Origin of the sequence: Novosphingobium marinum (genome assembly GCF_013408095.1) — a bacterium.
GTDB classification, from domain to species: Bacteria; Pseudomonadota; Alphaproteobacteria; order Sphingomonadales; family Sphingomonadaceae; genus Novosphingobium; species Novosphingobium marinum.
In genome coordinates, this window is the sequence record NZ_JACBZF010000001.1 from 427982 (window position 1) to 443190 (window position 15209).

At 65.6% G+C, this 15209-nt stretch carries 11 protein-coding genes; 9 read left to right on the plus strand and 2 right to left on the minus strand.

The window, feature by feature from the left end; translation table 11 throughout:
- Positions 1–60 precede the first annotated feature (60 nt).
- From FHS75_RS02035 to FHS75_RS02055, 5 genes are all read left to right on the plus strand, one after another.
- Entirely contained in the window at positions 61–1446 is a 1386-nt protein-coding gene (locus FHS75_RS02035) for a TIGR03013 family XrtA/PEP-CTERM system glycosyltransferase (protein WP_179406053.1), read from the plus strand.
- Entirely contained in the window at positions 1446–3560 is a 2115-nt protein-coding gene (gene prsK, locus FHS75_RS02040) for an XrtA/PEP-CTERM system histidine kinase PrsK (RefSeq protein WP_179406054.1), read from the plus strand. The genes FHS75_RS02035 and prsK overlap by 1 nt, the downstream gene beginning before the upstream one ends.
- Positions 3560–4924 (plus strand): PEP-CTERM-box response regulator transcription factor, encoded by a 1365-nt coding sequence (gene prsR / locus FHS75_RS02045; protein ID WP_179406055.1) that lies wholly within the window; start codon positions 3560–3562, stop codon positions 4922–4924. Before prsK ends, prsR begins: the two co-directional genes overlap by 1 nt.
- Positions 4908–6716 (plus strand): tetratricopeptide repeat protein, encoded by a 1809-nt coding sequence (locus FHS75_RS02050; protein WP_179406056.1) that lies wholly within the window; start codon positions 4908–4910, stop codon positions 6714–6716. The genes prsR and FHS75_RS02050 overlap by 17 nt, the downstream gene beginning before the upstream one ends.
- 75 nt (positions 6717–6791) lie before the next feature.
- A complete protein-coding gene (locus FHS75_RS02055; RefSeq protein ID WP_229735462.1) occupies positions 6792–7760 on the plus strand; it encodes a bile acid:sodium symporter family protein in 969 nt (322 codons plus the stop codon).
- On the opposite strand, the gene panB is transcribed toward FHS75_RS02055, so the two are convergent.
- On the minus strand, positions 7757–8629 hold the full coding sequence (gene panB / locus FHS75_RS02060; RefSeq protein WP_179406058.1) for a 3-methyl-2-oxobutanoate hydroxymethyltransferase: 873 nt from the start codon (positions 8627–8629) through the stop codon (positions 7757–7759). The genes FHS75_RS02055 and panB overlap by 4 nt on opposite strands.
- 107 nt (positions 8630–8736) lie before the next feature.
- On the opposite strand from panB, the gene FHS75_RS02065 reads away from it, so the two are divergent.
- The 4 genes from FHS75_RS02065 (at position 8737) to FHS75_RS02080 (ending at position 14153) form a co-directional block, all read left to right on the plus strand.
- Positions 8737–10170 carry a sodium-dependent transporter gene (locus FHS75_RS02065; protein WP_179406059.1) on the plus strand — a complete coding sequence of 478 codons (1434 nt, stop codon included), beginning with the start codon at positions 8737–8739 and terminating at the stop codon, positions 10168–10170.
- Positions 10171–10266: 96 nt separating this feature from the next.
- Positions 10267–11847, plus strand: coding sequence for an amino acid permease (locus FHS75_RS02070; protein ID WP_179406060.1), 1581 nt, complete (start codon positions 10267–10269; stop codon positions 11845–11847).
- Positions 11848–11932: 85 nt separating this feature from the next.
- Positions 11933–12667: a hypothetical protein gene (locus tag FHS75_RS02075; protein ID WP_179406061.1), complete on the plus strand. Its 735-nt coding sequence runs from the start codon at positions 11933–11935 to the stop codon at positions 12665–12667.
- Complete coding sequence (locus FHS75_RS02080) at positions 12591–14153, plus strand: DUF6504 family protein (protein ID WP_425325953.1); 1563 nt, start codon at positions 12591–12593, stop codon at positions 14151–14153. Before FHS75_RS02075 ends, FHS75_RS02080 begins: the two co-directional genes overlap by 77 nt.
- Positions 14154–14215: 62 nt before the next feature.
- Here the strand turns inward: FHS75_RS02080 and FHS75_RS02085 are convergent, their stop codons facing one another.
- Positions 14216–15124: an alpha/beta fold hydrolase gene (locus FHS75_RS02085; protein ID WP_179406063.1), complete on the minus strand. Its 909-nt coding sequence runs from the start codon at positions 15122–15124 to the stop codon at positions 14216–14218.
- Between the last annotated feature and the right edge of the window lie 85 nt (positions 15125–15209).

Sequence of the window (15209 nt, forward strand, 5' to 3'; positions counted from 1 at the left end):
TTACGCCTTTTCCCTAAGGCCGGATTCCCGGGTCACCGGGCTGGAGGGCCAAAGCGCGAAATGATCCGCTTGTTCAAGCACTATATCCCGCACGCCGTCGTGCTGCTGTGGCTGGTGGACGTCCTCCTCCTGGTCGGGGCCGGCGAGGCGTCGTGGCAACTTCGCGCCAGCCAGATCGGCATGGTCGCGGGGCCTTTCGCAGACCGTCTCGCGCTTCACGGCGCGTTTGCCGCGATGATGGTCACCGCCATGGTCTCGGTCGGCGTCTACGGAGCAGATGCTCTGCGGTCGATGCGTTATGCCGGGGCGCGGCTTCTCGTCGCGATCTCGCTTGGCGTGATCGCGCTGGCATTCCTTGATTTCCTGCTCGGCGAACAGAATTTCTGGCGGTCGACCCTCGCCTACAGCATGGCTTTCGCGATCATCTTCCTGATGCTGAACCGTCTTGTCCTTGGCGGGCTGCTCGGAACGTCGGCCTTCCGTCGACGGGTCCTCGTGCTCGGTGCCGGAACCCGTGCCCAGCGGTTGCGAGAGCTGGGCGAAAGGCCCGAAAGCGGCTTTGCGATCGTCGGCTACATTGCCATGAACGAGAGCCACCTTGTCGTCGAGGAAGCCATTGCCCGCGGAGCGATCAGCAATCTCACGCGGTTCGTTGAGAACCTGGGAGTAAGCGAAGTGGTGCTCGCGATCGAGGAGCGACGCAATTCGCTTCCGCTGAAGGACCTGCTTCGCATCAAGACGACCGGCGTCCACGTGAACGACTTTTCCAGCTTCGTCGAACGCGAAACCGGTCGTGTCGATCTCGACACCGTGAACCCCAGCTGGCTGATATTCTCCGATGGCTTCTCGTCGGGTCGGGCGGTGTCGAGCGTTGCCAAGCGCCTGTTCGACGTGAGCGCAAGCGCGTTGCTGCTCGTCGCGACGGGACCGGTTATCGCGCTGTTCGCGTTGCTTGTGAAGCTCGACAGCAAGGGGCCGGCATTCTTCAAGCAGACCCGCGTCGGCCTGTTCGGCCAGGATTTCGAGCTTATCAAGCTGCGTTCGATGCGCACCGACGCCGAAGCGGCCGGGGCACAGTGGGCCACGAAGGACGATCCGCGCGTGACCCGCATCGGCAAGTTCATCCGCAAGGTCCGGATCGACGAGCTGCCCCAGGCATGGAGCGTCCTGAAGGGCGAGATGAGCTTCGTTGGACCGCGTCCGGAGCGGCCGGAGTTCGTGTCCGATCTCGAACAGCAACTGCCCTATTATGCCGAACGGCACATGGTCAAACCCGGCATCACCGGCTGGGCGCAGATCAATTACCCCTACGGCGCGTCGATGGAAGATTCGCGTCACAAGCTCGAGTACGATCTCTACTACGCCAAGAACTACACGCCCTTCCTCGATCTCCTGATCCTGCTGCAGACGCTGCGCGTGATCCTCTGGAACGACGGAGCGCGCTGATGCCCGAGATCTTCGACGGCCTCTGGTACCTTGTGGGCTTCGCGCTCTACGTGACGGGCGCGATCTGTGCCGCGACAGTGGCTGCCTGGCTCTATCCCCGACGCGAGAGGTTCGGAAAAGCCGGTTCGTCGATCGTGATCGCATTGCTGATCACCGCGATCTGGTGTCTTGCCGAAGCGGCGATCGGTCGCGGAACGATGGCTGCCGGATTGCTCGAATCGGTTCGCAACCTCGCGTGGCTGCTGGTCATCTACCGGCTTTTCGCAAGCGACGGCAGGCACACCAGTCTCGCGCCGATCCGGCCGGTTGTGGTATCGCTGGCCTTCGTCGAATTCCTGCACCTGGCCGTGTCCTATTTGCTCGACCGGGTCGTGCTCAACGTGCAGGCTGAAGCGATCGCGCTCCAGTTCGACGTGATGATCCGGCTGCTCGTGACAGTGGGTGCGCTGGTCCTCGTCCACAACCTGTATGCTGGCGCCTCGCGCCAGTCGCGCGCATCGCTGCGCTGGCCTGCATCTGGCCTTGCCGCAGTCTGCGCATTCGACCTCAACCTCTACACGATCGCGTACCTGAGCGGAAACTGGCCGGCCGAGATCGCTTCGCTGCGGGGGCTTTCGGTCCTCGCGCTCGTGCTGCTGCTTGGTATCGGCGTCAGCCGCGACCGCGAGGGGGTGAGGCTCCGGCCGTCGCGGGCGGTGACGTTCCAGACCTTCTCGCTGCTCGTCATCGGCATATATCTCGTCGCGATGGTCGCGGTGGCGCAATGGCTGGCATATGTCGGCGGCGACTTCGCAAAGCTGATGGAGCTGGCGTTCCTGACCATTGCCAGCGTGGCGGCCATGCTCGTACTGCCATCGAAGCGCGTGCGCGGCTGGCTGAAGGTCACGCTTGCGAAGCACCTCTTTCAGCACCGCTACGACTACCGGTCCGAGTGGCTTCGTTTCACCCGGACGCTGAGCAACCACGGGGACAGCGCCTCGCCGCTGGCAGAGCGCATCGTGCAGTCGGTTGCCGACATTGCGGAGGCCCCGGCAGGCCTGCTCCTCACTGTCGACGAACAGGGCGACCTTGCTCTGGCGGCACGCTGGCAATGGCCGGAAATCGAGGTCCCGGCGACGGCGCTCCCGCTTCGCGCGGTCTCGTTCTTCGAGCGCGAGGGCTACATCGCCGATCTCGACGAAGTGCGGACCGGAGAAGCGCACGCCGAGATCGAGGTGCCAGCCTGGCTTCGCGACCATCCGCGAGCCTGGGCACTCGTACCGCTCATCCACTACGACAGGCTTGTCGGCATGGTCGTGCTCGCCAGGCCGCCGATGAAACGCAAGTTCGACTGGGAGGACTTCGACCTCCTGCGCGTGGTCGGCCAGCAGCTGGCGACCTACTTAGCCGAGAATTCGAGCCAGGATGCGCTCGCCGAGGCCAGCCGGTTCGACGATTTCAACCGGCGCATCGCCTTCGTGATGCACGATATCAAGAACCTCGCCAGCCAGCTCAGCCTGCTTGCCCGCAATGCCGAGCTGCACGCGGACAAGAAGGAGTTTCGCGACGACATGCTCCTCACGCTCCGCAATTCGGCTGACAAGCTGAACAACCTCATCGCCCGCCTTTCGCGTTATCGCGGAGGCCAGATCGAGGCTCTCACCGAAGTGGAGGCGGCGGACCTCATACACGAGGTCGTCGGGCGGCTTGCGAGGAACCATCCCGTGATGGTCGCCGAATGCCAGCCGTGCACGGTGACGGCCCATGCGGAATCGCTGGAGCAGGTGCTGGTGCACCTCATCCAGAATTCGATCGACGCCAGCGAGCCGGACAGCCCGGTGTTCGTGGCGCTGACGGCAGACGGACTGCATGGCAGGATCGAGATCGTCGATTCCGGTTGCGGGATGTCCCCCGAATTCGTCCGTTCGCGCCTGTTCAAGCCGTTCGTTTCGACGAAGTCCGGTGGTTTCGGGATCGGGGCTTTCGAGGCTCGGGAACTCGTCAGGGCCATGCGGGGGCGTCTCGAGGTGGAATCGCGCGAAGGCCTCGGCTCGCGTTTCGCAATCCGTTTGCCGCTGGCGGCGGCGACGGGGCTTTACGAGAATTTTGCAAGTACAGACCAGAAGGTGGCCTAATGAGCGACAGCAAACCCAAGCTCCTCGTCGTGGAAGACGATCCGGGCCTGCAGGCTCAGCTCAAGTGGGCCTACGACGATTTCGACGTGACTATCGCGGGCGACCGCGCAGCAGCCCTTGCAGCCCTGCGACACGATGCCCCGCCGGTGGTCACGCTCGACCTCGGCCTGCCGCCCGATCCCGACGGCACCAGCGAGGGTTTCGCGATCCTCGACGAGATCATGGCGATCAAGCCGGACACCAAGGTCGTCGTCGCCACCGGGCACGGCGCGAAGGAAAGCGCGCTGCAGGCGATCGCCAGAGGCGCCTACGACTTTTACCAGAAGCCCGTCGACATCGAGGCGATCGGCCTCATCGTGCGGCGCGCCCTGCAGTTGCACCGGCTCGAGGACGAGAACCGCAAGCTGGCGGCCGAGGCCGGCAAGAACGACCGGGTACTCGGCCGGATGGTCACTGCGGCCCCGGAAATGGTGAAGGTCGCCCGCACTGTCGAGCGCGTGGCGAACACCAACGTCTCGGTCATGCTGCTGGGTGCAAGCGGCACCGGCAAGGAATTGCTCGCCCGCGGACTGCACGACGCGAGCGACCGGTCAGAAGGCGCCTTCGTGGCGATCAACTGCGCCGCAATCCCTGAAAACCTCCTCGAAAGCGAACTTTTCGGGCACGAGAAGGGAGCTTTCACCGGCGCGGTGAAGACCACCGAAGGCAAGATCGAGCAGGCCAACGGCGGCACGCTCTTCCTCGACGAAGTCGGCGACATCCCGCTGCAACTGCAGGTGAAGCTCCTGCGCTTCCTGCAGGAGCGCGTGATCGAACGCATCGGATCGCGGTCCTCGATCCCGGTCGATACGCGGGTCGTCTGCGCGACCCATCAGGACCTAGAAACGATGATCGCCGATGGCCGCTTCCGCGAGGACCTTTACTACCGGCTGGCCGAAATCGTCGTCAAGATACCGAGCCTTTCCGAACGTCCCGGCGATGCCACGCTGCTCGCCAAGGTCTTCCTTTCACGGTTCGCAAAGGAAATGAACCCGAAGGTCCGCGGTTTTTCCAGCGAGGCGCTGGCCGCGATCGATTCGTGGGAATGGCCGGGCAATGTCCGCGAACTGGAAAACCGGGTGAAGCGCGCGGTGATCATGGCCGACGAGAAACTCGTGTCCGCCGCCGATCTCGATCTCGACAATCCGGAAGAGGAAGTGCTCAATGCGCTGAACCTCAAGTCAGCCCGCGAAACCTCCGATAGGAAGGTGATCCGCCATGCCCTGGCGCGAAGCGAGGGCAATATTTCGAGCACGGCAAAGATGCTCGGCATCAGCAGGCCGACGCTTTACGACCTGCTCAAGCAGTATGACCTGCACGCCTGACCGTCGATCCGGATGGAGCCAGCGCCTCGGCGCCGCCCTGTCGGCCTTGTGCCTGGGGCTAGGACTGCTTGTCGCGACCGGAGCCATAGCAGAGCCGCCCCGCGAAGCAGCTTCGCTGATCGCGAGCGCAAGGGCAGACCTGCTGTCGGGCGATGCCATCGGGGCCGAGGTGCGCCTGCGGAAGGCGCTTGCCCAAGGGGCATCCCGCGAGGACGTCGCGGCGCTGATGGGCGATGCGCTGATCGATCAGGGCGAATTGCGCCGCGCTGGCGAGTGGCTCGAAGGAGAGCGGTTCTCCCCTGCAACCCGCGCGCTCGGCTATCGGGTGATCGCAAGGCTCGAGCGGATCGAGAATAATCTCGAAAAAGCCGGGGAAGCCTATGACAAGGCGGTCGCGATCGATCCCGCCAATGCAACCATGTGGGTAGAAATCGGCCGACTACGCTACGAAGGCGGCGAGCACATGCTGGCGCTGGAAGCGGCGGACACGGCCCTTGCCCTCGATCCGGACAATGTGCGAGCGCTCGAGTTTTCGGGCCAGATAGTGCGCGACCGGCACGGTCTGAAGGCCGCTTTGCCGTGGTTCGAAGCGGCTCTCGAACGCTCGCCGAACGACATTTCTGTCCTTGTCGAATATGCCGCCACTCTGGGCGATCTCGGACGTGCCCGCGAAATGCTGACGACGACCCGCAAGATCCTCGAGATCGATCCCGGCAATGCGCGCGCCTATTACCTGCAGGCGGTCATGGCCGCCCGCGCCGACCGGAACGAACTGGCCCGAAAACTGCTGCTCAAGACCGGCAATCGGCTCGAGGACCTTCCCGGAGCAATACTCCTGCAAGGCATCCTTGAGCTTCGCGCTGGCAATCACGTGCTGGCGCGCGAAGCTTTCGAGAAGCTGCTCCGAGAACAGCCGGCCAATGCGAACGCACAGGTCCTGCTGGCGCGGACGTTGTTCCGGGCCGGGGACTACCGGCAGCTGGTCCGGCGGTTCGGCGATTTTGCCGACCACGAGGCGGCCCGACCGTACCTGCTCACGCTGATGGGACGAGCGTTCGAGCAGCTTGGCGACCGCTCCCGCGCCGCCAGCTATCTCGACCGGGCTGCTTCTGTGCGATCCGGTCAGCTCCCGCTGACAGCCGCATCCTCCGAGATCGGCGAACTGGTCTCGCAAGGCAGACTGGTTGAGGCTTCGACGGCTGCGGAACGCTATCGCGCCATGGCGCCCGGCAATTACGACATTCAGGTCCGCGCAGGCGACGCACGGCTGGCGCTGGGGGACGGGAAAGGCGCGCTGGAACGCTACGACCTGGCGGCCCGGATCAGGTTGCCCGAGGCATTGATGCTGAAGATGGCGGCGGCGCATCTGTCGCTGCGCGAGACGTCCGATGCGGCGCGGCTCGCCGAGGATTACCTGCGCGCCAATCCGCAAAGCCGGGTGGCAGCGAGACTGTCTGCGGAGATGGCGATGGAACTCGGTCGATGGTACCGGGCGCGCCAGCTTTTCGAGTACCTTGCCGCGAACGGCGAAGAAGACGTCACCACGCTTGGAAACCTGTCGCTCGCGCGTTTGCGAACCGGCGATGCCGAAGGGGCGGAGCAGGCGGCACGGCAAGCCTATCGAATGCAGCCTGCAAACCCTGTCGCCGCGCAGAACTGGGGGCTGGCCCTGGCCGCAACCGGTGGCAGCGAGGCAAAGGCGGGCGCGTTGCTTGCGAAAGCGCGCGCAATGATGGGGGACAATTCTCTGATTGCAGAAGGACGGCTGCTGCTCGGCAAGCAGCGAGGCTGAAGCGCGCCCTCGACAATCGCCGTCCCGTGAGGCTAGCGGGATCAATCCTTTCGCTTGAACGGGCCGTCCGGTTCCTTGTCCATATTTCGCAGAATCGATCCGCTGATACGACTGATCCTCGGGATGATCCTGCTCGCGTCGGTGTTGCCTGTCACCGGCCGAGGCCTCGAATTAGCGCATGGCGTCGCGAATGTTGCCGTGTTCATGCTCTTCTTCCTCTACGGCCTCAGACTGCCCCGCCGGGACGTGATCGAAGGGCTCGGCGATCATGTCTTCCTGGTCCCGCTGGTTTTCTGGGTTTTCGGCGCGATGACGCTGGCGGGCTGGATCGTATGGAAGGGCATCGCCGGACTGGCGCCCGCCGACGTTGCGCTTGGCTTCCTGTTCCTCGGCGTGCTGCCTTCCACCGTGCAGTCCGCCACGGTCTACAGTTCCATCGCGGGAGGCAACGTGGCGAGTTCGGTGATCGCGGCGGCCCTGCTCAATATCGCAGGCGTCTTCGTTAGCGCTCCGCTCTTCTCGCTGCTCGCGGGGAATTCGGAAGCGGGCCTTGCCGGCGATGTCATCGTCAAGATTCTGGTGATCCTGCTTCTTCCGTTCCTGCTCGGTCAGGGATTGCAGGGCTTTACGCGAAGCTGGGTACAGGATCATCGCAAGCTGATCGGGCTGCTCGATCGCGGGGTGATCGGACTTGCCGTCTACGTCGCCTTTTCAGGCGCGGTCGAACAGGACGTGTGGACGAGTGTAAGCGCGAAGGCGTGGGCTGCCATTCTCGCGGGCGTCGCGGTCCTGCTGGCCTTTGCCCATGCCGGTGCGTGGACTGTCGGCGGACTGGTCGGCCTAGCGCGCGAGAAGCGGATTTCCTTCCTGTTCGGCGGTGCCCAGAAAAGCATCGCGATGGGAGCGCCGCTGGCCACGGTCCTGTTTCCCGCCGCGCTTGCCGGGATCGTGCTGTTGCCGCTGCTAGCCTATCATCTCATACAGATGATGGTCGCAGCCGTCATCGCATCCCGGCTCAATCCGCCTTCCGAAGTCGCAGACTAGCGTTTCGGCTGATAGGTCTGCTCCGGGCCCGGAAAGGTCCGTGCGCGGACTTCCTCGGCATACTTTGCAGCCGTATCGGACACGAGTTCGGCCATGTCGGCATAGCGTTTGACGAAGCGGGGAACGCGCTCGAACATTCCGAGCATGTCGTCGGTCACGAGGACCTGCCCGTCGCATTTCGCCGAGGCGCCGATGCCGATGACGACGCACGAAACCGTCTCGGTCACCTCGATCGCGATGGGTTCGACCACCCCTTCGACCACGACCACGAATGCGCCGGCCTGTTCGAGCGCTACGGCGTCCGCAACGATCTTTTCCGCCTCGGCGTCGCTGCGACCGCGCGCCCGGTAACCACCCAGCACGTTGACCGCCTGCGGTGTGAGGCCGACGTGGCCCATCACGGGAATGCCGCGATTGACCAGGAACGAAACGGTTTCCGCCATCGCCTCGCCGCCTTCGAGCTTCACCGCCGCCGCTCCGCTTTCCTTCAGAAGGCGCGCGGCGCTGTCGAACGCCTGCTCGGGCGACTGCTCGTACGAGCCGAACGGCATGTCGACGACGACGACCGAGTGATAGCTGCCGCGCACCACGGCGGCAGCGTGGTTCGCCATCATCTCGAGCGTCACGGGTATCGTCGACGGCAGGCCGTAGATCACCTGACCGAGCGAGTCCCCGACGAGAAGCACGTCGCAATGCGGGTCGAGCAGCTGTGCCTGCCGAGCCGTATAGGCGGTTAGCATGACGACCGGTTCTTCGGTCTTCCCATCCTGCTTGCGGTCGCGGATTGCCGGAACGGTAAGCCGCCGCATCGGGGCGGGGGTCGGGTTGGCGCGGCTGGTGGCGGAATCGAGCTGGAAGGTCGTGGACATGGCGCTCTTTTAGCCGGGGCGGGGGATTGCGCAAACCGTGGCACTCGCGCGCCCTGCACGAACTTGCTACCCACCCTTCTTCCGGAATTGGCAAGGAACGGGCAGGCATGGTTGCAGCAACGCAGGGTGGAGAGCAGGGCTGGTCGTCACGGACGGCGTTCGTGCTGGCAGCCATCGGCGCGGCTGTCGGCCTCGGCAACATCTGGCGGTTTCCGACGCTCGCGGGCGAGAACGGCGGCGGCGCGTTCGTCTTCGTCTACGTCGTCTGCGTGATACTGATCGGCCTGCCGATGGTCCTCGTCGAAATCATGCTCGGTCGCGCCGGCGGCGGGCATGCGAACGCGATCGGATCGGTCGCCGACGTTGCCGAACAGTCGAAGGTCAGCCGAAAGTGGTCGATATTCGGAGGATGCGAGGTCCTTGCCGCATTCCTGATCCTCTCGTTCTACTCGGTCGTTGCCGGATGGGTGCTGAACTTCGTCTTCATCTCCGGCGCGGATTTCTTCGGCAGCCTGTTCTCGGGCGCACCGCTTGCGGGAGCGCACGTCGGAGAGCCGCAGGAGGCCGTTACCGGCCTGATGGGGGAACTGTTCGCCAGCCCCTGGCGCATGCTGCTGCTCCACGCGCTGTTCATGGCGACGACGCTCGGTATCGTGGCCGTGGGCGTCCACGACGGCATCGAGAAGGCGGCAAGCTGGCTGATGCCTTCATTCTTCGTGCTGCTGGTGCTCATCACTATCTACGGTGCGTTTACCGGTGATTTTGCGCGCGCGCTCGCGTTCCTGTTCACCCCCGATTTCTCGCGCCTATCCCCGACGGCAATCAATGAAGCGCTGGGCCAGGCCTTCTTCTCGCTCAGCCTCGGGTCCGCGGCGCTGATCACCTACGGTTCCTATGTCGGCAGCGACGTCAAGCTTGCTCCGACCGCAGGGATGATCGCCGCAGCCGATACCGGGGTCGCGATCCTGGCCGGGCTGATGATCTTTCCGATAGTGTTCACCGCCGGGCTCGATCCGTCCGCGGGACCCGCACTGATTTTCCAGTCGCTTCCGATCGCGTTCCAGACGATGCCCGCGGGCGCGTTGATCGGGTTCGCCTTCTTCCTGCTCATCTTCTTCGCCGCGCTGACGAGTTCGATCTCGCTGCTCGAGGGGCCGGTCGCGTGGACCATCGATACGTTCGGCATTGCGCGAAGGCCCGCGGCTGTCATCGTCGCGCTGGCATCGTTCGTCGTCGGCGTCGCGTGCATCCTCGGCTACGGGGCCTGGTCCGACGTGCGCCTGCTCGGCTTCTGGGCCATTTTCGCCGAAACCGACATCCTCGACACGATCGACGGCTTCACCGGCAAGGTCATGCTGCCGCTGGCCGGCCTCGGCCTTTCGATCTTCGCCGGCTGGCGTGCGGATCGCCGGCTGATCGAGGCGCAGACGGGGCTGACCGGCGGTGCCTTCCTGTTGTGGCGGGGGCTGGTGGCCTGGCTTGCCCCCTTCGCGGTATTCCTCATCCTGATCTTCGGCCTGTTTCCCTGGCTCCTGGGCTGACGCGATTTTCCCGATTGCGCGGATTGCAAAAGCCGATAGATCGATGATCTGGCCTTCGGGGCGGGCAGTCCGCGTCCGGGCAGGGATTACCCGAAAATGAGCTTTGCCCGCATCAAGCCGCTCGATGCCATCCTCGCGACCGCAGAGAAGAAATCGCTGACCCGCACTCTGGGCGCGGTGCAGCTTACCCTGCTGGGCGTCGGAGCCATAATCGGCACCGGTATCTTCGTGCTGACCTCAGAAGCCGCCCAGAAAGCGGGACCGGGGATGATGTGGTCCTTCGTGATCGCCGCGCTGGTCTGCGCTGTGGCTGCGCTCTGCTATTCCGAGATCGCGTCGATGGTGCCCGTATCCGGCTCCGCATACACCTACACCTACGCGGTGATGGGCGAGCTTCTGGCGTGGATGGTCGGCTGGGCGCTGATCCTCGAATATGCCGTCGCGGCAAGCGCGGTTTCGGTGGGCTGGTCGGGCTATTTCGTCGGGCTGCTCGCCAATGCGGGGATAGAATTGCCCGTCGCGCTCACCGTCGGGACTTACGCGCCCGGAGGCTTCATCAACCTGCCTGCGCTCGTCATCGCCTTGCTGGTGACGATGCTGCTGATGATCGGCACGACCGAAAGCGCGCGGGTCAATGCCATCCTCGTCGCGATCAAGGTGACGGCACTCAGCGTCTTCGTGGTGCTGACCGTCCCGATGTTGCAGGGGCAGAACTTCGACCCGATGATGCCCAACGGCTGGTTCGGAAGCGAGCGCGGCTTCGGCGCGGTGGGTGCTGCCGCCTCGATCTTCTTCGCCTACGTCGGCTTCGACGCGGTCTCGACCGCTGCCGAGGAGACGAAGAACCCGCAGCGCAACGTGCCCATCGGCCTCATCGGCAGCCTCGGCATCTGCACCGTTTTCTACGTGCTGGTGGCGGCGGGAGCCATCGGTACGCTCGGCGCGCAGCCGATCACCGGTCCTGCCGGCGAACTGCTCGCGCCAGGCAGTACGCCTTTTGCCGAGCGGTGCCAGTCGCTCGCCGCGATGGGATCGGAGCCGCTGGTTTGTTCGAAGGAGGCTCTTGCCCACGTCCTGCGCGAGATCGGGCATCCGGCGATCGGCAACCTGATCGGCCTTGCCGCCTTCCTGGCGCTGCCGTCGGTGATCCTGATCATGCTGTTCGGCCAGACGCGCATCTTTTTCGTGATGGCGCGCGACGGCCTGTTGCCCGAGAAGCTTGCCTCGATCCATCCGAGGTGGAAAACGCCGCACATCGTCACGATGATCACCGGTGTCGCCGTCGCGTTCTTTGCCGCTTTCCTGCCGGTGGGCAAGCTGGCGGATATCTCGAACTCGGGCACGCTTTTCGCCTTCTTCATGGTCGCGCTGGCGGTGATGATCCTGCGGCGCACGCAGCCCGACAGGCCGCGTCCGTTCCGCACTCCGCTCGTCTGGGTGGTTGCGCCGCTCGCGATCCTCGGCACGCTCGGGCTGTTCTGGAACCTGCCGTTCGATGCCAAGCTGGTCCTGCCGGTCTGGGGCGCGATCGGCCTCGTGGTCTATTTCGCCTACGGTTTCCGGATGAGCCATGTTGCGCGCGGCCTGGTGGAGATCCACGAGGACGATGCGGACGCGCCGCCGATGCCGGTGCCGCCAATGCCCGGAGCCCACACGCCGGGCGGCAAGGACGCCTGATTTCGCCTTTTTGGAGGGGAGGGGAACAGGCACGATTGCGAATCGCTTCCGTTGAGAACATAATAGGAACAACGGAGACGATTCGATGAGTGCCGAACCTTGTTCAGCCGCTGCCTTTGCGCGTGCGCGCGCCGCCGAGTGGCGCCCCGGCTTTACTGCCGGGCGCGTCCGCCATGCCGAAGTGTTCGCCTGCGCGGGGGAAGCGACCGGCGCTGCGGCGGCGATCGCCTTCGCACTCGATGCGCTGGATGCCGCTACGCCCGATCCGGTGGCGGACGTCCCGGACGAGCGGGCATGGCTGTGGGTGCAGGACAGGGAAGCGCTGCGGCGCGGTGGACGGCCCTACCGCCCCGGCCTGCCGCGTCCGCTGCGGCACCGGCTCGTCCATGTCGCGGCGAAAAACGCGGAGGATGCGCTGTTCGCTCTCGAAGAGGGGCTGCGCTGCCGGGACCTTGCCTTCGTGGTCGGGGAGATCGCGGGCAATCCCCGTGCGCTCGACTTCACGGCCTCGCGTCGCCTCAGCCTTGCAGCGGAACGGCACGGAGTGCCGCTGTGGCTCGTCCGGCTCGATGCCGAGCGCGATCTTTCCTCGGCGCGGATGCGCTGGGATGTACGGGCCGCGCCATCGCCTGCGCCGCGCTGGAACCCGCAGGCGCCCGGCACGCCGTCGTGGCGCGCGGAGCTGTTCCGCTCCCGCAACCACCCGCCCGGACAATGGACCTTGCGCGATGACGGAAAGCTCGTTGCCGAGCGCCCCCGCTCGCCGGATTCTCGCGATCTGGTGTCGGCGGCTGGCGATCGATCGCTGGCGGCTGGCTGAAGGCATCGGGGAGGGCGAGGGAGCGGATGCCGCACCGCTCGCGCTGATCGCCGAAACCGCGCACGGACCCCGCATCACCGCTGCCAACGGCATGGGCGCGGCGGGGGGGGCGCGCCAAGGAATGATGCTCGCCGATGCGCGTACGCTGTGTCCCGAACTGGCGGTTGCGCCAGCCGATCCGGCATCGGACCTGGCATTCCTCGAGCGGCTGGCCCTGTGGGCGCAGCGCTGGGGGCCGTGGTCGGCGCTCGATCCGCCCGACGGCATCGTGGTCGACGTGACCGGCGTTTCGCACCTGTTCGGGGGCGAACGGTCGCTCGTCGCCGATACGAAGGCGGCCTTCGAGAAGCGCGGGATTGCGGTGAGGCTCGCCATCGCGCCGACTGCGGGCGCGGCTTGGGCGCTTTCGCATCACGGCCCGGACGGTGCGATCCTGAAACCGCGGGACGATGCAGCGGCGCGGCTGGCCGACCTGCCGGTGGCGGCGCTCCGCCTCGACGACGATACACTGACCGTCCTCAAGCGGCTGGGGCTGAAGCGGCTGTGCGATCTCCACGGCGTTGCGCGGGAGGCGCTGGTCCGCCGCTTTCGCAATCGCCGCGCGCCCGCCGCCAGCCCGCTTGTCCGCATGGACCAGTTGCTGGGGCGGGTGCCCGAACCGCTGCTGCCTGTGGTGAGCGTGGAGGTGCCCCTCGTCCAGCGGCGGCTGATGGAACCGATCCGCCATCGCGACCTGCTGGATCGCGTGGTGGCCGACCTTGCAGAGGACCTGGCGCGCCAGCTCGAAGGGCGGGGGGAAGGCGCCCGGCGGCTCGAACTCGGAATGTGGCGGGTCGACGGCGAAGTCGTGACGAGGAGGCTCGAACTGGCTGCCGCCAGCCGCGAGCCTGCGCATATCGCCGGCCTGTTCGGCCGCAAGCTCGACGATGTCGATGCGGGATTCGGAATCGAACTCGTCCGGCTGCGCAGCGCGTGGACCGAGCCGCTGGCTCTCGGGCAGGGGGATTTCGAGGAAGCCGCCGAGACGCACGGTACCAGCCTTGCCGCCTGCATCGACCGGCTGAGCGTGCGACTGGGGGCCGAAGCGGTGCGCCGCCCGGTCCCGCATGCCAGCCACCTGCCCGAGCGGGCGCAGCGCTGGCAGGGGCCGCTCGAAACCGAAAAGTCGTCGCAGGGCGAGTTCGAATTCCATGCCCGCCCGCTCAAGCTGTTCGACCGTGCCGAGCCGATCGCGGTGCTCTATGCCACGCCCGACGGCCTGCCGCGCCGCTTTCGCTGGCGCGGTTCCGTGCACGAGATCGCGCGGGCCGAGGGGCCGGAACGGATCGCCCCCGAATGGTGGCGCGAGCGGTCATGCGTGCGGCTGCGCGACTACTACCGGATCGAGGACGGGGAAGGGCGGCGCTACTGGATCTACCGCGACGGCATCGCGGGAGACGGACGGGGCGGAGCACCGCTGTGGTTCCTGCACGGGCTTTGCGCCTGAGTGCAGCCCAGGAAAAAGGCCCCGCCGGCAGGGCGGGGCCTCTCCTTCGTCACGGGCCGGGATCAGACGGGATCGGCCGAAATCGCGTCTGCGGTCACCGCATCCGTCACCGCCTGCGGCTGCGTGCGCACGGTCTTTTGCGCCCCCGGCCTGCCGAGGAAGTTGACGAGGTCCTGCGAGAGCCGGTCGCGTTGCGTGGCGAAGACGGCGTGCGGCTCGCCATGGTACTCGACCAGTTCGGCCTGCGGCACCTTCTTCACGACTTCGCGCGCGGTCGCATCGATCGGCACGGTCTTGTCGCCGGTGCCGTGGATTATCAGCGTCGGCACCCTGAAATTCGGAAGGTCGGGCCGGAAATCGGTGTAGGCGAATGCGGCCGCCGATTGCAGCGTGGCGTACTGGCCCGCGCGCATCGTGGTCATCCATGCCCAGTGCAGTTCCTCGTCGCTCACCGACTGGCTGACCCAGCCGACACCGTAGAAATCCTGGAAGAACTTCTTGAAGAAGTGGCGGAAGTCCTTTTTCATGCCCTGTGTCATCTGCTGGAAGACGTCGTCCGGCACTCCGTCGGGATTGTCGTCGGTCTGCAGCATGTAAGGCACGATGGAACTGACGAGTACGGCTTGCGTAACGCCCTTGCCGCCATGGCGCGACATGTACCGGGCAATTTCGCCGCCACCCATGGAAAAGCCGACAAGCGCTGCGTTTTCCATGGCCTCGCATGCTTCCATCACGTCGGCGAGATCGTCCGAGAACGTCTTGTAGTCGTATCCACCCGGCGGCTGGTCGGAGCGTCCGAACCCGCGCCTGTCGTAGGCGATGGCGCGAAATCCGGCGTCGGCCAGCGCCATCATCTGCGGGTCCCAGCTATCGGCCGAAAGCGGCCAGCCGTGGATCAGCACCACGGGCCGTCCCTGGCCCAGCGTCTTGACGTAGAGGCTGGTTCCGTCGCGGGTCTGGATCATCGGCATGGGGTAGTTCTCCTGCGTTGCGTTTGCATGCCCAACGCACATGGCGACGTCTCCGTTGCACACCTCTCGCCGCTCCGGTGGTCGC